This window comes from Streptomyces mutabilis, from assembly GCF_046628145.1.
Taxonomy (GTDB): Bacteria; Actinomycetota; Actinomycetes; order Streptomycetales; family Streptomycetaceae; genus Streptomyces; species Streptomyces mutabilis.
Map to the genome: position 1 here is coordinate 6,056,694 of NZ_CP176874.1, position 16,903 is coordinate 6,073,596.

Genomic DNA, 16,903 nt, shown 5'->3' on the forward strand with positions numbered 1-16,903 from the left:
ATGATCTCGCGAAGCGGCATCAACCTCTCGTCCGCGGTCATGGCCCATCCGGCGCGGCGTGCGCGGGCGCAGGCCCTCGTCGATCGTCACCCCGAGCTCGGGGCGCGTCCCGTGTTCGACCCCCGGCCCGCCGCAGCGGCCTCGGCGCTGCGCACCGCCCGGTTGGCCTGGGCCGCGGGCGACGACGCGGCGACCCATCACCTGGTCATCCAGGACGACGTCGCCCTCTCGCCCGGGTTCACGTCGGACCTGCTCCGGCTGATCGCGGTGCGGCCGGCCGACGTGCTGTGCCTCTACGTCGACTGGGGCTCGCTGTCGGGCACCGCCCTGCGCATGGCGGCTCTGCTGGGTCACGCGTGGTCGCCGGTGGTGGAACGGGGATACGTGCCCACCGTGGGCATGGTGATGCCGGCCGCGCTGGCCCGCGAGTTCGCCACCTGTACGGAAACGGGTGGCCGCCTCTCGCACGGGGGTGTCGACGACGCGGCCATGCTGGAGTTCACGCGGCAGCGCGGCATCGTGCCGCTCACACCCGTGGGCAGGCTCCTGGAGCACGAGGGCAACGACAGCCTCGTGGGGAACGCGAGACAGGGGCGGCGGCACGCCGCGACCGCTCGGAACGTGGACCTTTCCCGGACCGGCGTCCTCCCCCTGCCGGACGCGCTCGCCCACATGCCCTGGACCGACGGAGAGGGCCTGCTGTACCTGCGGGACCACGACGGTCCCGCCGACGGATGGCGGCGCGTCCAGATCGAACCCCTGCTCCGCGCGGCGAACGCTCCCCTGGCCGAGCTGTTCGACGCCCTGCGGCAGGAGACGGAGGTCCAGGCCGGGCGGAGCAGGCTGCGGGACCTCCTGAGCGACGTACTCGCGAGGGAACTGTGGTTGACCGGCCTGCTGACGGGGCACCTCGCCGCGGACACGGCCAGGCGCGCGTCCCTCGCCCGCGACCGCGACGCCGCCATGGCCGATCCCGTGGCCGGTGCCGCGCTCGCGCGGCTCGCGCCGGGAGCTGTCCGCCGCTTCGTCCCCGACCATCTGCTCGGTGAGCTGGGCGAGGCCGCGGAGCCCCTCGTACGCGCGGCCGTCCGGCTCGGCTGGGACGACACCCTGGGCCTCGCCGCCGCACTCGACGCCGCCCGCTCGCACTGACGCCTCTAGGGGCCGTTTGGAGGTGTACGGCTTTGCCACCCGCACGCACCGCTGGGGACGACCTGGCGATAGAAGTCCGAGACCTGGTCAAGACGTTCCGGCGCCCACGGCGCAAGGAAGGGCGTCTCGGGGCGCTGCGGACCCTGATGACCCGGGAGTACGAGACCGTCCGGGCCGTCGACGGGGTCTCGTTCGACGTCCGCAGAGGAGAGGTCGTCGGATACATCGGGTCCAACGGCGCCGGGAAGTCGACCACCATCAAGATGCTCACCGGCGTTCTCGAACCGACCGCCGGGACCGTCCGGGTCAACGGGGCGGCGCCCACGGCCGACAGGAAGGAGAACGCCAGGCGCATCGGTGTGGTGTTCGGGCAGAAGAGCCAGCTCTGGTGGGACCTTCCGCTGGTGGACTCGTTTCGGCTGATCGCGTCCCTCTACTCGATAGCGGACGACCGCTACCGGCGGAATCTGGCCCGCCTGGACGAGGTGCTCGGGTTCGCGGAGTTCCTGCACACTCCCGTGCGCCAGCTGAGCCTCGGCCAGCGTATGCGCGGAGATCTCGCCGCCTCGATGCTGCACGACCCCGAAGTGCTCTACCTGGACGAGCCGACGATCGGTCTGGACGTGCACAGCAAGGAACGCGTGGTGGGGTTCGTCGAGGCGATCAGCGGCCCCGGGCGCACCACGGTGGTGCTGACCACCCACGACCTCGCGGACATCGAGCGGACCTGCGAGCGGGTCGTCCTCATCGACCGGGGAACGGTCGCCTTTGACGGACGCGTGGGCGACCTCAAGGCCGCCTGTACGCCGGAACGCGTCCTGACCGTCGACTACGAGCCCCGCGACGGCGGCGCCCCGCCCGCCTTCTCCGCGGGCCGGGCGATGGGGCCCGCCGTGGTGTCGGCGGCGGCACCCGGCCGGGTCAGCCTGCGCATGCCCTCGGCGCACTCCGTCGTACCGACCGTGCTGGAGGCGGTGGAGCGGGAGTGCCGCATCGTGGATCTGTCCATCAGCGAGACGAGCCTGGAGAGCGTGGTCAGACAGCTCATCCCCGAAGGCCGGCGAAGCAGTTGAGCGGGGCCTTCGCGGCACTGCCCGCCATCGTCGTCACCCGGGTACGGGTAGCGCTGATGTACCGGACGAACTCCATCGTCCTGGGTGTGGCGGCCCTCGTGCAGATCCTGCTCGTCAACGCCGTGTGGACGGCGGCCTACCGCTCGGGGGCGGGGGCCGGTGCCCCGCCGCTGGAGACCCTGCTGGTCTACGTCACGCTGGCCGGCCTGCACTCCTGGCTCCTCGCCGACTCGGTGATCAGCGACGTGCAGGACCGCGTGGTCAAGGGCACCTTCCTGTTCGACCTGGTCCGTCCCGTCGGCTTCCTGACCCAGATGGCCGCCCAGCAGACCGGTTACGCCGCTTCCGTGCTGCTGTTCATGCTCCCGGCGCTGCCCGTCGTACTGCTCGGGGGAGCGCTGAGTCCGCCCGACGGCACGGTGGCCGGCCTGGCCTATCCGTTGAGCCTGGGCCTCGGATTCCTGGTCCACACCCTGATATCCGTCCTGATCGGCTTGTCCGCCTTCTGGACCATCAAGCTCGAGGGAATCGGCTACGTGTACCGCTACCTCAGCCAGTTCATGGCGGGTGCCTTCGCTCCCCTGTCGATGTTTCCCGGCTGGCTCGCCGGCGTCGCCGATGTTCTCCCCTTCCAGGCGATGACCTACGTCCCGGTGGCCATATACGTCGGTGAACTCACCGGGAACGCGCTCGTCGAGGCACTCGCCGTACAGGCCGGCTGGCTGGTGGTGCTGATTCTCATGGCGCTCGTCGTCTGGCGCCGGGCGGTGCGGAAGGTGGTGGTGCAGGGTGGCTAGCCGGCGAACGGCGGACGTCCGGGTGGCCTGGGAACTGGAGAAGGCCGCCGTACGCGGGCAGATGCAGTACCGGACCAACTTCTTCTCCATGATCGCGGTGGGTCTGGTGTGGCAGGGGACGGGGTTCGCCTTCCTGGCGGTCGTCATGGCGTCGGTTCCGTCGATCGAGGGGTGGCGGCTGGAGGAGATGGCGCTCCTCTACGGGCTGCGACTGCTGGCCCACAGCCTCTGGGTCCTGCCTCTGAGCCATCTGTGGACCATTGACCGGGCGGTGCGGGAGGCCGAGTTCGACCGCTACCTGCTACGGCCCCTCAGTCCGTTCGTGCAGTTCCTCACGAGCCGGTTCCAGATGACGGCGCTCGGTGACCTGCTCGCGGCCGCTCTGGTGCTGGGGTACGCGATCTCGGCGGTCGACGTCTCACTCGACCCGGTGTCCCTCCTGTACCTGGTCACCGCCGTCGTCGGTGGCGCGCTCATCGAAGGCTCCATTCAGATGATGCTCGCGACGACGGCATTCCGTGCGCTGAGCACGTCTGCCCTGCGCGGGTTGACCGATACCGTTTTCAGCCTCGTGGGAAGTTATCCGCTGGTCATATTCTCCAAAGCGGTGCAAGGGCTTTTCGTCATCGTACCGATATCCTTTGTCGCGTATTTTCCGGCAGCCATTGTGCTGGGGAAACAGGAGAGTCTGGTGGTGCCGCCCTGGGTGGCCCACCTGTCCCTTCCCGTGGGTATTTGCTTCGTGTTTCTTTCGGCGCTCTTCTGGCGAAAAGAGATCCGAAATTACCAGAGCTCCGGAAACTGAGGAGAATCCATGGATTCAGCTGCGGAACCATTGAACACCGCCTGGGCGGCGCGTCCCTTCCTGCACGGCCCCGAGCGGGAGAAGGTCGTCGAGGCGCTGCTGAGCGGCAACTGGGGAAACGGTCCCACCACGCAGGAGTTCGAAGCGCGGCTGGCCGACTTCCTGGGCGTCCCGGACGTGGTGGCGGTCGCCTCGGGCACGGTGGCGCTCCAACTCGCCCTGCTGGCAGCGGGAGTGGGCCCGGGGGACGAAGTGGTCGTCCCCTCCCTGACCTTCTGCGCCAGCGTCCAGGCGATCAGGGCGTGCGGAGCCCATCCCCGCTTCGCCGAAGTCCGCCCGGACACGCTGTGCGTCGAGGGCGAGCACCTGCTCAGCGCGCTCACGCCGAGGACGCGTGCGGTCATGCCCGTCCTGTACGGCGGCAGAGCCGTCGACCTGACCGGCGTTCAAGAAGAGCTCGACGACCGGGGCGTCACGGTCGTGGAGGACGCGGCGCACGCCTTCGGCTCCTACGCCGGTGCGAAGCGGGTGGGCGGGACGGGCGCGTTGACCGCCTTCAGCTTCGACCCCATCAAGAACCTCACCACCGGCGAGGGCGGCGCGGTCGTTCCGCGTGACCGGCGGGAGAGCGAGGCCGTCCGGAGAATGCGCGATCTGGGAATGGCGCGGTCGGCACGGCGGCAGTCACCCGCCGCCGAGTACTCGGTCGCGTCCTTCGGCGTCCGCGCCCGGATGTCCTCGATGAACGCGGCGATCGGCATCGTCCAGCTCCAGCACTTCTCCAAGGTCGAGGCCCTGCGCAGGACCCTGTGGCGCACGTACGAGGAAGCGCTCCGGGACCTGGACGGCGTCCTGCTGGTGGATGTGGACGTCGAGAACAGCACTCCGTTCCACTGTGTGATCCGGATTCCCTCCGGACGCGACGACGTCCTCGGGACCCTGACGGACCGGGGCGTCGCCGCCGGGGTGCCCTATCCGCCCAACCACCTGGAACCCGCGTTCGCGCGGTGGTACCGGAAACTGCCCGCCACCGAACTGGTCGGTCGGCAGATCATGAGCCTCCCCTTCCACCCCCACATGGACGCGCGGGACGTGCGGGCGGTGGCGTCGGCGCTCCGGTCGGCCCTGGCCGCGCGCTGAGCCGACCGGTACGCGATCGACTTCCGGCGAATCGACACAAGGAGCCGCTGTGCCTGTTTCACGTCGTCACGTCCTCTCGGGCGCCGGAGCGCTGGGCGCGGGAATCGCGTTCACGGGCGCCGTCGGCGGGCTCTTCGCCGGGCACGCGGTGGCCCGGCCGCGCCCGTCCGGCGGGTACGGGCCCCTTGTGCCCGACCCCGGGGGAATCCTCGATCTGCCTCGAGGGTTCGCCTACCGGATCCTGTCCCGCGAGGGCGACGCGCTCAGGTCGGGTGAGGGACCGGTGCCGAGCAACTTCGACGGCATGTCGGCGTTCCGCGGCAAGGGGCCCCGTGCGCGTGGCACCCACCTGGTGCGCAATCACGAGAACTACGCCGACGGCAGAGTCCCCGTTCCCGCCGTCGAGGGGCGCACCTACGACCCGGCGGGCAAGGGAGGTTGCACTACTGTCGAGCTCGACGCGACCGGAGCGGTGCGCGACGAGTACGTCTCCCTCGCGGGCACCGCCGCCAACTGCTCCGGCGGCCACACGCCCTGGAACACGTGGCTGACGTGCGAGGAGACGGAGGACGGAGCGGGGACCCACGGCTACACCAAGGACCACGGCTTCATATTCGAGGTCGACCCGTACGACCCCCGGCGCACCGGAGCGGTTCCGCTCACCGCGATGGGACGTTTTCAGCACGAGGCGGTGGCCGTCGATCCGGCCACCGGCGTGGTCTACGAGACCGAGGACGCCTTCGGGCCGTACGGACTCTTCTACCGCTTCCTTCCGCACAAGCCGCTGCGTGGGTGCGGATCACTGGCTGCCGGCGGCAGGCTCGAAGCCATGCGTGTGCCCGGCGTCGGGGATCTGTGCCTGGTGCAGGAGGCGGGAACGGTCTTCGAGGGCGTCGAGTGGGTCGACGTACCGGACCCGGCGGCGAAGGGGACCCCGACCCGGATGCAGGACTACGGTCCGCTCGGCATCACCCGGGCCCCCAAGCTGGAAGGCTGCTACTGGGGCCGCGGCCGCGTCCACTTCGTCTCCAGCTTCGCCCGTACCGACTGGGGAGCGGCGGCCGATCACTTCGGCCAGGTCTGGTCCTACGACCCCGGGCGCGGGCGTCTGAAGCTGGAGGTCGTCTTCGGTGCTTCGAGCGACATCCGCCTCCCCGGCGAGTCGCCGGACAACATCGCCCTGTCTCCCCACGGCGGACTCATGGTCTGCGAGGACGGCGAAGGGGGCCAGCACGTCTTCGGCGTCGACCGGCGCGGCCAGGTCTACGCCATGGCGCGCAACGCCCAGAACATCGGAACGGCCGACCAGCCGGCGTGGGGCGAGTTCGCGGGTGTCGTCTTCTCCCCGGACGGACGAACGATGTACGTCAACTGCTACACGCCGGGCACGACGTTCGCGATCACGGGACCCTGGTGAGGCGTCGGCGGCGCACCCCGGTGTCCCGGATCCGGTCGTACCGGGAGCCGGCCCGGAGCCCGCGAACCGCTCCGCCCGCTGAACGCCGCGGCCCCACCGTGCGTATGTCACCTCAACCGCCCGCGGTCCGGGGAAGGCGGGGCGCGGGGACGACGTGAGGAACAGGCGATGAACGAACGGGTCACACCGGCTCCCGCGATGCACGCCCTGCCCGACGGCGAGGCCGAGGTCGCCCTCGTGCTGCGCCTGCCCTGGGAGGACGTCGCCCGGCTCGGTCAGGAGGCCGGGCGGCTGGCCGCGCAGATGCAGCGGCCGGTGACACTGGACGAGGCGGTGAGCCACCGGCTGCGCTCCGCGCGGGGCGCAGCGCACGCCAGGCCGGCCGGTGAGCAGCCGCCCGCCGTGGGCGCCCCGGCCACGGCGAGTGCCCCCGCCTCGGTGTCGTCCCTGCCCTCGCGGCCCCCGGCCGAGCAGGCGCGGCAGGCCATCGACCGGATCAACGGGACGGCCTGACCTGCCCCTCGGTCACCGTCCTCAGCCCTCCCGCCGCACCGCCCGCGCCGCCTTGCGGGCGGCCACCAGCACGGGGTCCCACACCGGTGAGAACGGCGGCGCGTAGCCGAGGTCCAGGGCCGTCATCTGCTCCACCGTCATCCCGGCGGTGAGGGCCACCGCGGCGATGTCGACCCGCTTGCCCGCGCCCTCGCGGCCGACGATCTGCACGCCGAGCAGCCGCCCCGTGCGCTGCTCGGCGAGCATCTTCACCGTCATGGGGGAGGCGCCCGGGTAGTAGCCGGCGCGGCTGGTGGACTCGATGGTCGCCGTCACGAACCGCAGCCCCGCCCGCAGCGCGTCCTTCTCGCGCAGCCCGGTCCGCGCGATCTCCAGGTCGCAGACCTTGCTGACCGCGGTGCCCACCACGCCCGGGAAGGTGGCGTAACCGCCGCCCGCGTTGGTGCCGATCACCTGGCCGTGCTTGTTGGCGTGCGTGCCGAGCGGGATGTGCCGCTCCTGCCCGGAGACCAGGTCGAGCACCTCCACGCAGTCGCCGCCCGCCCAGATGTTCTCGTACCCGCGCACCCGCATGCCCAGGTCGGTCAGCAGCCCGCCGTGAGCGCCCAGCGGCAGCCCGGCGGCCTCGGCCAGCGAGGTCTCGGGGCGCACGCCGATGCCGAGGACCACCACGTCCGCCGGGTACTCGGCGTCCGCGGTGGCCACCGCGCGGACCCGGCCGTCGTCCCCGGTGAGCACCTCGGTGACCTCGGCGCCGTTCACCATGGTGATGCCGAGGCCCTCCATCGCCTCGTGCACCATGCGGCCCATGTCCGGGTCGAGCGTCGACATCGGCTCCCGGCCGCGGTTGACCACCGTCACCTCGTAACCGCGGTTGATCAGCGCCTCGGCCATCTCCACGCCGATGTACCCGGCGCCGACGACCACCGCCCGCCGGCCGCGCGTGCGGGCCAGCGTGTCGAGCAGCGCCTGCCCGTCGTCCAGCGTCTGCACCCCGTGCACGCCGGGCGCGTCGACGCCCGGCAGTCCGGGACGGATCGGGCGAGCGCCGGTCCCGATCACGAGCTTGTCGTACGACGTCCAGGACTCCGCCCCCGTGTCGACGTCACGCGCGCGCACCCGCCCGCCGGCGACGTCGATCTCCGTGACCTCGGTGCGCATCCGCAGGTCGATGTCCCGCGCGCGGTGCTCCTCGGGCGTCCGGGCGATCAGCTCGTCCCGGTCGGCCACGTCGCCGCCGACCCAGTACGGGATGCCGCACGCCGAGAACGAGCTGAAGTGGCCGCGTTCGAACGCCACGATCTCCAGCTCGTCCGGACCCCTCAGCCGGCGGGCCTGGGACGCCGCGGACATCCCCGCGGCGTCACCGCCGATCACGACCAGTCTCTCTCTCGTACCGCCCGCAACGCTCATGCTCATGCGAACACGCTACGGGGGCGGGCTGTTTCAGTCCCGTCCGCCCGGCTCCTCGCGGGACTCGGTCCCGGGGACCGGCCGGGCCGTCGGCAGCGGAGCCGACGCCGCGGACGGAGCCGTGGTGGGCACCGCGGGCACCGGCACCGGGCGGCGCGGCAACCGGGGTCGCACCACCCGCAGCCACAGCAGCACCAGCAGCACCGCCACCACGGCGAACGGCAGCACCGCGCCCACGGCCACCGCCACCCAGCGCAGCATCGTCACGAAGGCGTCCCAGCCGCCGGCCAGCGCGTCCGTGAACCCGGGGTCGTCGTCCTTCTCCGCCCGCTCCACCGGCGTCTCGGACAGGGAGAGGGTGATGGTGGCCAGGCCGGTGCGGTCCTTCAGGGACGCCTGCTGGGCCAGCAGCGCCTCCAGTTCGGCCTGACGGCTGCTCAGCTCGCCCTCCAGCGTCACCACGTCGCTCAGCTTCGTGGCCCGGTCCATCAGCTCGCGGACCCGGACCACGCTGGCGCGCTGGGACTTGATCCGGCTCTCCACGTCGACGACCTGGTCGGTGACGTCCTCCGCCTCGGCGTTGCGGTTCAGCAGCTTCCCGGCGCCCTCCAGATCGTCCAGGACGTCCTGGTAGGAGTCGACGGGCACGCGCAGCGTCACCCGGGTCCGCTCGTGACCGTCCGCGTCCCGGCCGGTGGTCTCGTCGCCCACGTAGCCGCCCGCGTTCTCGGTGGTCTCCCGGGCTTCGTCGAGGGCCTTGGGGACGTCCTCGACCTGCACCGTCAGTGAGGCGGTGCGGATGACGTGGTTCGCGGCGGCCTTCGGCGGCGTGTTCGCCCCGGCTCCTTCCGCCTTGCCGCCCCCGGCGCCCTGGCGGTCGTTCGCCGCCGGGGGCGCGGCCTCCTTGGCCGCGCTGTCCGCGCCGCTCGCGCCGGAGTCGCCCCCGGCACTGCATCCGGTGAGCGCCAGCGCGGCGGCCAGCAGGACGGCGGCCAGCGCCGGAACGGGACGTGCGGAACGTGGTGTGCGCATGGGACCCCCGAGATCGTCGGTACGACTGTCGTTCCTACGACGCGGCAGGCGGCCCCGGGGTCGGCGCGAAACGGTCCCGAACAGGTCACGGTCCGGACTCGCGGGGCGCCGTACGCGGCCCGTTCCCGGTCCCGGCCCGCGGCCGTCGCTGTCAGTGGGGTCTGAGACGCTGGAGGCATGAGCGCAAGGGAGACCTCCGCGGGCGAGACCCCCGCGGACACGGGGCACGTCGTCGTCATCGGGGGCGGGATCGCCGGACTGGCCGCCGCCCACCGGCTGCTGGAGCGCGGCGCGCGGGTGACCGTGCTGGAGGCGTCCGACCGCGTCGGCGGCAAGCTGCTGCCCGGCGAGATCGCCGGCGTACGCGTCGACCTCGGTGCCGAGTCCATGCTGGCCCGCCGCCCCGAGGCCGTCGGCCTGGCCCGTGAGGTCGGCCTCGCCGACCGCCTCCAGCCGCCGGCCACCGCCTCGGCCTCCCTGTGGACCCGCGGCGCCCTGCGCCCCATGCCCAAGGGCCACGTCATGGGCGTGCCCGGCACCGCCGCCGCACTGGCCGGCGTCCTCTCCGAGGAGGGCCTCGCCCGCATCGAGCGCGACGCCGAGCTGCCCCGCACCGAGGTCGGTGACGACGTCGCGGTGGGGGAGTACGTGGCGGCTCGCCTGGGCCGCGAGGTCGTCGACCGCCTCGTCGAACCGCTGCTCGGGGGCGTGTACGCGGGCGACGCCTACCGCATCTCCCTGCGCTCCGCCGTGCCCCAGCTCTTCGAGGCGGCCCGCACCCACACCTCCCTCACCGAGGCGGTGCGCGCGATCCAGGGCCGCACGGCCACCACGCCGCAGTCCGGCCCGGTGTTCATGGGCATCGAGGGCGGCATCGGCACCCTGCCGCTCGCGGTCGCGGAGTCGGTGCGCGCGCGGGGCGGCGAGATCGTCACCCACGCGCCCGTGACGGAGCTGCGCCGCACCGCCGACGACGGCTGGCGGATCACCACTGCCGGCCGGGTCCTGCACGCCGGCGCGGTCGTCGTCGCCGTCCCCGCCCGTCCCGCCGCCGACCTGCTGCGCGCCGAGGCCCCCGCCGCCGCGGCCGAGCTGGCCGCCGTGGAGTACGCCTCCATGGCCCTGATCACCCTCGCCTACCGCCGCGCGGACGCCGCCGCCCTCCCCGAGGGCAGCGGCTTCCTCGTCCCGCCGGTCGACGGCCGCACCATCAAGGCGTCCACCTTCGCCTCCCGCAAGTGGGGCTGGATCGACGCCGACGACCCGGACCTCGTGGTCCTGCGCACCTCCGTCGGGCGGTACGGCGAGACGGAGATCCTGGGCCGCGACGACGCCGGCCTGGTCGACGTCTCCCGGCACGACCTGAAGGAGGCCACCGGCCTGTCCGCCGAGCCCGTCGCCACCCGCGTCACCCGCTGGCACGACGGCCTGCCCCAGTACCCCGTCGGCCACCACGCGCGCGTCGCCCGCGTCCGCGAACACGTCGCGAAGCTCCCGGGCCTCGCCGTGTGCGGTGCGGCCTATGACGGTGTCGGTATCCCGGCGAGCATCGCGAGCGCCTACGCGGCCGTGGACCGGATCCACGGCGACCCGCGCGGTGTGGAGCAGCTCTCCGCCCACCCGGTGCAGAGCCTGCACGGGGGAGCGGGAGAATAGGGGCATGAGTGACGACGCCTCCACCCCCGCCGCCGAGCGGATCCCGAACAAGGGCAAGCTGGCCAAGGACCTCAACGAGGTCATCCGCTACACCCTCTGGTCCGTCTTCAAGCTGAAGGACACCCTCCCGGAGGACCGAGCCGGGTACGCCGACGAGGTCCAGGAGCTCTTCGACCAGCTCGCCGCCAAGGACGTGACGATCCGCGGCACCTACGACCTGTCCGGTCTGCGCGCGGACGCCGACCTCATGATCTGGTGGCACGCCGAGACCGCCGACCAGCTCCAGGAGGCGTACAACCTCTTCCGCCGCACCAAGCTCGGCCGCGCGCTGGAGCCCGTCTGGTCGAACATGGCGCTGCACCGTCCCGCCGAGTTCAACCGCTCGCACATCCCGGCCTTCCTGGCCGACGAGACGCCGCGGAACTACATCAGCGTCTACCCGTTCGTGCGCTCCTACGACTGGTACCTGTTGCCCGACGAGGACCGCCGCCGCATGCTCGCCGACCACGGCAAGATGGCCCGCGGCTACCCGGACGTGCGCGCCAACACGGTCGCCTCGTTCTCGCTGGGCGACTACGAGTGGATCCTCGCCTTCGAGGCCGACGAGCTGCACCGCATCGTCGACCTCATGCGCCACCTGCGGGGCTCCGAGGCCCGCATGCACGTCCGCGAGGAGATCCCCTTCTTCACGGGGCGCCGCAAGGACCTCGGCGAGCTGGTCGCCGGGCTGGCCTAGTCAGGCCCTCGGCTCCGGTGCCGGGCGCGGGGCGCACGACGTGTCCCGCGCCGGGAGGCGGCCCTGGAGCAGGTACGCCTCCAGGTGGCCGTTGACGCAGGCGTTCGGGCCGCCGGCGACCCCGTGCGTCCCGGTGTCCCGCTCGGTCACCAGCACCGAGCCCGACAGCCGCCGGCGCAGCTCCAGCGCCCCCTCGTACGGGGTCGCCGCGTCCCGCTCGGCGGCCAGGACCAGCGTCGGCGGCAGCTCGCCCGGCCCGGTGCGCACGTCGAGGGGCTCCTGCCGGGGCGCCCGCCAGTAGGCGCACGGCAGGTTCGTCCACACGTTGTCCCACGTCTCGAACGGCGCCCGGCTCGCCAGCCGCGTGTTGTCCCGGTCCCAGACCTCGAAGTCGGCCGGCCAGGGCGCGTCGTTGCACTCGACGGCCGAGTAGACGGCACGGGAGTTCTCCGACTCGACCGCCGACTCCTCCGGGCGCGTCCCCGCCTGGTCGATCAGCGGCTGCGGGTTGCCCTCCAGGTAGGCCGAGAGCGCCTCGGCCCGGTGCGGCCAGTAGTCGTCGTAGTACCCGGCCTTCAGCATCGCCCCCTGCAACTGCGCGGGGCCCACCGTCCCGCCCGCGGGCTCCGCCGCGAGCCGGGCGCTCGCCTCCTCGTAGCTCTTCTGGACCTCCTGCGGCGTGTCCCCGAGCCCGTACACGGCGTCGTGCCCGGCGATCCACTTCTTGAAGTCCGTCCAGCGGTCCTCGAACGCCTCCGACTGGGCCAGGTTGTTGCGGTACCAGACCCTCTCGGGATCGGGGTTCACCACCGAGTCGAACACCATCCGCCGCACCCGCGAAGGGAACAACTCCGCGTACAGCGCCCCGAGGTACGTCCCGTACGACGCCCCCATGAACGTCAGCCGCTCCTCGCCCAGCGCGGCCCGTACGACCTCCAGGTCACGGGCGTTGTTGAGGGAGTGGTAGTGCCGCAGCGCCTCCCCGGCCCGGTCGGCGCAGCCGCGCGCGTACGCCTCGGCCTCGGCGGCGCGCTGCTTCTTGTACGCGTCCGTGGGCTGCGTGGGCGCCGCGCGAGGGCCCTCGACGAAGTCGCCGGGGTCCTGGCAGGAGAGCGGGGCGGAGGGCGCGACCCCGCGCGGGGCGTACCCGACGAGGTCGTAGGCCGCGGCGATCCGCTTCCACTCGGGCACCATGCCGACCAGCGGGAAGTACAGCCCCGAGGAGCCCGGGCCGCCCGGGTTGTGGAGGAGCGCGCCCTGCCGGGGAACCTCGCGCCTGTGGTCGTCCGGGTCCTCGCGGGTGGCCCGCACCCGGCTGACGGTGAGCTCGATCCGCTTCCCGTCGGGGTGCGCGTAGTCCAGCGGCACGGTGACCGTGCCGCACCGCACGCCGGCCGGCAGGTCCTCGGCCCGCGGGCACCTGCCGAACTCGATGCCGGCCGCCGCCGCGCGCTCGGCGGCCACGGCGGTGCCGCGCGCCTCGGCGGCCCCGGGCCCGTCCGGAGTCCCGGCCGCCGGAGCGGCGGCGAGAGTGGTCAGCAGCAAGGACCCGGCGGCCGAGTAGAGGGCGGCAGCTCGCATCGCGTATCCCTTCGGCGCACGGCGTGACACAAGGGATGCTCGGTACGGCGACCCGGCGGGGCAAGCACCGCCCGCGGGTGTCGCGCGCAGTGCCTCCGTACGCCCCGGCGCGTCAGGCCCGGCGCTCCCAGCGTTCCTCGACGTACCGCTCACGGTGGGCGAAGGCCGCGCGCAGGTCCGGTTCGCCGATCGCGTGCACGCCGCGCACGGCGACCGAGGTCAGATACGTACGGTCGTCCGCCGAGCCGTCGGCCTGCCGGACCAGGGCACCGATCATCCGCTGCCCGGCCGGGGAGGCCCAGCGCGAGTACGGGTGGACCTCCATCCGCGTGATGGCCAGGCACCCCAGGGTCAGGGCGAGCGGCAACGTGAACCACAGGGCGATCAGCAGGCGCGGCTGGTCCGCGGGCAGCGGCAGGGCCAGCGCGGCGGCGCCCAGCGCGCAGACGGTGACCGCGGCGACCCGCACCCGCTGGACCCCGGCCGCGACGCCGCGGGTGCCGTCCGGCACGGCGAGGCCCGCCCGGACCAGCCGGTCCGCCAGACCCCGCACCGCGTCGGCGGCGGCAGCGGCGGACCGCACCGGCGCTATCCGGGACTGGCCCTCGGGCCCTATCGCCCCTATGACCGACCGCTCCATCTCGTCGCGCCCGCACGGGTCGACGACGGTCGCCCAGCCGGTGTGGGCGAGCAGCAGCCGACGCTGGCGTGCCATGGAGACCAGCGTCAGGTCGGCGACCCTCCGGGGACCGCCGGCCAGGAACGCCGCCTCGTAGAGCGTCAGCGCGTGCTCACGGTCGACGGTGTGCGGGGCGACGGCCGCCGCGCGCACGGCGGCCAGGCACAGCCGCAGGCACGCCAGGCCGGCGACGGCCCAGGCCGCCAGGAGGAGAAGGACCCAGAACATGCCGTACTTCTATGCCAAAGGGATTCGCCGGCGCCATGCCCTGTTCACATTCCGGGACGCAGTGTTGTGTGTACGTGACGTTCCGTTTGTGCTGCTCAGGCTGCCCGGCGGCGCAGCAGGACCCGCCTGGTCGCACGGGCCCACCGGACCCCGGAACGCTCCGAACGCGGCACCGGACCCTCCCGCTCCAGCCACCACTCCCGCAGCTCGCGCCGCGCATCGTCATCGCGCGGACGCCCGTCCCGCAGCAGCCGCTCGGCGAAGTCGAGGGCGTCCCTGCGGTATCCGCCGGTCATCGGCCGCCGCTGGGCGTACTCGAGGAAGGCCGGCCGGTACCCGGCGCCGAGGATCACCGGGAGTTCGGGCGCGACCTTGGCGACCACGTCCGCCCGCTTGCCGGCGAGCGCCCGCGCCTGCACGCCCAGCCGTACCCGGTCGAACCCCTCGGGCGCCGGTGTCCCGGCGACCAGCGCGGACAGCAGCGCGGTCTGCGCGAGGGCGAGCCGCTGCCGGGCGGCCCGGTCGGCGTCGGTCTCGTCGCGCGCGGCTCGCGCGGGGGTGGCGGAGGCGGAGACAGGCGGGGCGGGGCGCCGCACGGACGGTGCCGCCCCGTCCCCGGCCGGCGCCTCGTCCCCGACCGACGCCCGGCCCGACACCCGCCCCTTCTCCACGGCGGCCCGGATCGCCGCCACCTCGCCCTCCAGCTCCTCGGCCGCCGGGAAGTTCTCGTCGCGCTCCAGCAGGACGCCCGGCGGCGCCACCCGCGAGGCCAGGTCGGTCAGGATGTCGAGCACCGGCTGTGCGACGGGGTGGGCGTGGCTGTCGTGCCAGACGCCGTCCCGTTCGAAGCCGCCCGCGACATGGACGTAGGCGATGGCCTCCAGGGGCAGTTCGCCGAGCGCCTCGGCCGGGTCCTCACCGCGGTTGACGTGGTTGGTGTGCAGGTTCGCCACGTCGATCAGCAGCCGTACCCCCGTCCGGTCGGCCAGCTCGTACAGGAACTGACCCTCCGTCATCTCCTCGTCGGGCCAGGAGACGAGCGCGGCGATGTTCTCCACGGCGAGCGGCACGGGCAGCGAGTCCTGTGCGATGCGCACGTTCTCGCACAGCACGTCGAGGGCGTCGCGGGTGCGCGGCACGGGCAGCAGGTGTCCGGCCTCCAGCCGCTGGGAGGCGGTCACGGGGCCGCCCGCCCGGACGAACGCGATGTGCTCGGTCACCAGCGGCGACCCCAGTGCCTGAGCCCGCTCGGCCAGCGCCGTGAGCCGCCCCGCGTCCGGCCGTTCGGCCCCGCCGAGCCCCAGCGCGACCCCGTGCGGCACCACCGTCACGCCCCGCTCGCGCAGCCGGACCAGGGACTCGGGCAGATGTCCGGGACAGAGGTTCTCGGACACGGCCTCGACCCAGTCGATGCCGGGCATCGCCTCGACGGCACCGGCGATCTCCGGCCGCCATCCGATGCCGGTTCCCAGCCGCTGTGTTCGCCGCACGGTTGCGTCCCCCTCCTGCCGACTTGCCGGAGGTATCGCCCGTCCGGCCCGCCACCAATCCCGGGGGCGCGGGTTCAGAGGAACATCTGAGGTTCGCCACCCGCCCGTTAGGCTCCGCCCATGGCGACGCACGAGCGAGAGATCACCGGTCCCGTCGACCTCTGTCTGCCCGACGGCAGGCTCGATCCTGACGCCGTCGGCTGGTCCAGGGTGCCGCTGCACCGTGCGAACCTGCGCGGCTGGGGCCGCACCAAGCGATGGGAGTACTGGTGTGTGACGACACCCACCCACCTGGTGGCACTGACCGTCAGTGACCTCGACTACCTCGCCCTGAACTCGGTCTACCTGCTGGAGTACGCAGCGGCGGGGCGGGAGTTCGAACGCACCGCGGTCGTACCGGCCGGCCGTGGCGTCCGCCTGCCGGACACCGTCGCCGGTACGCCGGGAGCCGCGGACGTCGTCGTGGGCCCCGAGCGGCCGACCCGGGGCAGGGTGCGGGTGGAGATCCGCGACGACCCGGCCGGCACCCGGCTGCGGGCCCGCTGCCTCACGCCGGACCGGCTGCCGCTGGAGGTCGACCTGCTGGTCCAGCGGCCGGAGGGCCACGAGTCGCTCTCGGTCGTGGTGCCGTGGAGCGAACGGCGTTTCCAGTACACCTCCAAGCACACCGCCCTCCCCGCCACCGGGCGGGTCAGGATCGGCACCGAGACGCTGGGGTTCGGCGGGGACGACGGCGAGGCGTGGGCCGTACTGGACCACGGCCGGGGCCGCTGGCCGCGCACGGCCGACTGGAACTGGGGCGCCGCCTCCGGCCGCACGGACGGGCACACGGTGGGCCTCCAGTTCGGCGGGCGCTGGACCGAGGGCACCGGGTCGACCGAGAACGGCCTCTGCGTGGACGGCCGCCTCACCAAGATCGGCGAGGAGCTGGAGTGGCGCTGGTCCGCCTCCGACCCGATGGCCCTCTGGACCGTCCGCACGCCGTCGTCCGATCAGGTCGACCTGACGTTCACGCCGTTCCACAACCGTTCCGCGCACACCGACGCCGGTCTGATCGTCAACCGCACCGACCAGTGCTTCGGCCACTACGACGGCCGGATCCGCACGGACGACGGCACCGAGATCGCCGTGCGGGCCCTCCTGGGCTGGGCCGAGGACGTGCACATGCGCTGGTGACCGCCGTGCCGGCGC

15 protein-coding genes are annotated in these 16,903 nt (G+C 73.0%); 10 read left to right on the plus strand and 5 right to left on the minus strand.

Going from position 1 to position 16,903, the window contains the following annotated elements:
- The 7 genes from ACLIN4_RS27250 to ACLIN4_RS27280 all read left to right on the plus strand — a co-directional run bounded on the left by ACLIN4_RS27250 (position 1) and on the right by ACLIN4_RS27280 (position 6,897).
- Positions 1 to 1,152 carry a hypothetical protein gene (locus tag ACLIN4_RS27250; protein ID WP_289908881.1) on the plus strand — a complete coding sequence of 384 codons (1,152 nt, stop codon included), beginning with the start codon at positions 1 to 3 and terminating at the stop codon, positions 1,150 to 1,152.
- Positions 1,153 to 1,184: 32 nt separating this feature from the next.
- The gene (locus ACLIN4_RS27255) at positions 1,185 to 2,225 is read left to right on the plus strand and encodes an ABC transporter ATP-binding protein (protein ID WP_257003234.1); all 1,041 of its coding nucleotides are present in this window, start codon (positions 1,185 to 1,187) and stop codon (positions 2,223 to 2,225) included.
- Positions 2,222 to 3,022, plus strand: a complete 801-nt coding sequence (locus ACLIN4_RS27260) for an ABC transporter permease (protein ID WP_257101503.1) — start codon at positions 2,222 to 2,224, stop codon at positions 3,020 to 3,022. Before ACLIN4_RS27255 ends, ACLIN4_RS27260 begins: the two co-directional genes overlap by 4 nt.
- A gap of 22 nt (positions 3,023 to 3,044) precedes the next feature.
- Positions 3,045 to 3,827, plus strand: a complete 783-nt coding sequence (locus tag ACLIN4_RS27265) for an ABC transporter permease (RefSeq protein WP_257101502.1) — start codon at positions 3,045 to 3,047, stop codon at positions 3,825 to 3,827.
- Between the two features lie 9 nt (positions 3,828 to 3,836).
- Positions 3,837 to 4,967 (plus strand): DegT/DnrJ/EryC1/StrS family aminotransferase, encoded by a 1,131-nt coding sequence (locus ACLIN4_RS27270; protein ID WP_100047990.1) that lies wholly within the window; start codon positions 3,837 to 3,839, stop codon positions 4,965 to 4,967.
- Between the two features lie 49 nt (positions 4,968 to 5,016).
- Positions 5,017 to 6,384, plus strand: a complete 1,368-nt coding sequence (locus tag ACLIN4_RS27275; protein ID WP_290012340.1) for an alkaline phosphatase PhoX — start codon at positions 5,017 to 5,019, stop codon at positions 6,382 to 6,384.
- A 168-nt stretch (positions 6,385 to 6,552) separates the two neighbouring features.
- Positions 6,553 to 6,897: a hypothetical protein gene (locus ACLIN4_RS27280; protein ID WP_179342361.1), complete on the plus strand. Its 345-nt coding sequence runs from the start codon at positions 6,553 to 6,555 to the stop codon at positions 6,895 to 6,897.
- A 21-nt stretch (positions 6,898 to 6,918) separates the two neighbouring features.
- Here ACLIN4_RS27280 and ACLIN4_RS27285 read toward each other — a convergent pair whose 3' ends face one another.
- Together ACLIN4_RS27285 and ACLIN4_RS27290 are read right to left on the minus strand one after the other, a co-directional pair.
- Positions 6,919 to 8,316 (minus strand): FAD-dependent oxidoreductase, encoded by a 1,398-nt coding sequence (locus ACLIN4_RS27285; RefSeq protein WP_289909410.1) that lies wholly within the window; start codon positions 8,314 to 8,316, stop codon positions 6,919 to 6,921.
- A 27-nt stretch (positions 8,317 to 8,343) separates the two neighbouring features.
- Entirely contained in the window at positions 8,344 to 9,342 is a 999-nt protein-coding gene (locus tag ACLIN4_RS27290; protein ID WP_411576329.1) for a DUF4349 domain-containing protein, read from the minus strand.
- A 177-nt stretch (positions 9,343 to 9,519) separates the two neighbouring features.
- Between ACLIN4_RS27290 and hemG the strand changes: the two genes are divergently transcribed.
- Entirely contained in the window at positions 9,520 to 10,998 is a 1,479-nt protein-coding gene (hemG, locus tag ACLIN4_RS27295) for a protoporphyrinogen oxidase (RefSeq protein WP_411576330.1), read from the plus strand.
- Positions 10,999 to 11,002: 4 nt separating this feature from the next.
- Positions 11,003 to 11,734, plus strand: coding sequence for a hydrogen peroxide-dependent heme synthase (gene hemQ / locus ACLIN4_RS27300; RefSeq protein ID WP_100047985.1), 732 nt, complete (start codon positions 11,003 to 11,005; stop codon positions 11,732 to 11,734).
- Here hemQ and ACLIN4_RS27305 read toward each other — a convergent pair whose 3' ends face one another.
- The 3 genes from ACLIN4_RS27305 to ACLIN4_RS27315 form a co-directional block, all read right to left on the minus strand.
- A complete protein-coding gene (locus ACLIN4_RS27305; RefSeq protein WP_411576331.1) occupies positions 11,735 to 13,315 on the minus strand; it encodes an alpha/beta hydrolase in 1,581 nt (526 codons plus the stop codon).
- A gap of 112 nt (positions 13,316 to 13,427) precedes the next feature.
- Complete coding sequence (locus ACLIN4_RS27310) at positions 13,428 to 14,222, minus strand: TIGR04222 domain-containing membrane protein (protein ID WP_100047983.1); 795 nt, start codon at positions 14,220 to 14,222, stop codon at positions 13,428 to 13,430.
- Between the two features lie 95 nt (positions 14,223 to 14,317).
- Positions 14,318 to 15,643 (minus strand): DUF692 domain-containing protein, encoded by a 1,326-nt coding sequence (locus ACLIN4_RS27315; RefSeq protein ID WP_373429098.1) that lies wholly within the window; start codon positions 15,641 to 15,643, stop codon positions 14,318 to 14,320.
- Between the two features lie 189 nt (positions 15,644 to 15,832).
- Here ACLIN4_RS27315 and ACLIN4_RS27320 point away from each other — a divergent pair, with 189 nt between their 5' ends.
- Complete coding sequence (locus ACLIN4_RS27320) at positions 15,833 to 16,888, plus strand: DUF2804 domain-containing protein (RefSeq protein WP_411576332.1); 1,056 nt, start codon at positions 15,833 to 15,835, stop codon at positions 16,886 to 16,888.
- Positions 16,889 to 16,903 lie beyond the last annotated feature (15 nt).

Bases quoted from the DNA above. Each gene is read 5' to 3' on its own strand.
- ACLIN4_RS27280 (WP_179342361.1), top strand. From the start codon at position 6,553: ATGAACGAACGGGTCACACCGGCTCCCGCGATGCACGCCCTGCCCGAC.
- hemG (WP_411576330.1), top strand. From the start codon at position 9,520: ATGAGCGCAAGGGAGACCTCCGCGGGCGAGACCCCCGCGGACACGGGG.
- ACLIN4_RS27305 (WP_411576331.1), bottom strand. From the start codon at position 13,315: ATGCGAGCTGCCGCCCTCTACTCGGCCGCCGGGTCCTTGCTGCTGACC.
- ACLIN4_RS27320 (WP_411576332.1), top strand. From the start codon at position 15,833: ATGGCGACGCACGAGCGAGAGATCACCGGTCCCGTCGACCTCTGTCTG.
- ACLIN4_RS27290 (WP_411576329.1), bottom strand. From the start codon at position 9,342: ATGCGCACACCACGTTCCGCACGTCCCGTTCCGGCGCTGGCCGCCGTC.
- ACLIN4_RS27285 (WP_289909410.1), bottom strand. From the start codon at position 8,316: ATGAGCATGAGCGTTGCGGGCGGTACGAGAGAGAGACTGGTCGTGATC.
- ACLIN4_RS27315 (WP_373429098.1), bottom strand. From the start codon at position 15,643: ATGCCCGGCATCGACTGGGTCGAGGCCGTGTCCGAGAACCTCTGTCCC.
- ACLIN4_RS27250 (WP_289908881.1), top strand. From the start codon at position 1: ATGATCTCGCGAAGCGGCATCAACCTCTCGTCCGCGGTCATGGCCCAT.
- ACLIN4_RS27270 (WP_100047990.1), top strand. From the start codon at position 3,837: ATGGATTCAGCTGCGGAACCATTGAACACCGCCTGGGCGGCGCGTCCC.
- ACLIN4_RS27310 (WP_100047983.1), bottom strand. From the start codon at position 14,222: ATGTTCTGGGTCCTTCTCCTCCTGGCGGCCTGGGCCGTCGCCGGCCTG.
- hemQ (WP_100047985.1), top strand. From the start codon at position 11,003: ATGAGTGACGACGCCTCCACCCCCGCCGCCGAGCGGATCCCGAACAAG.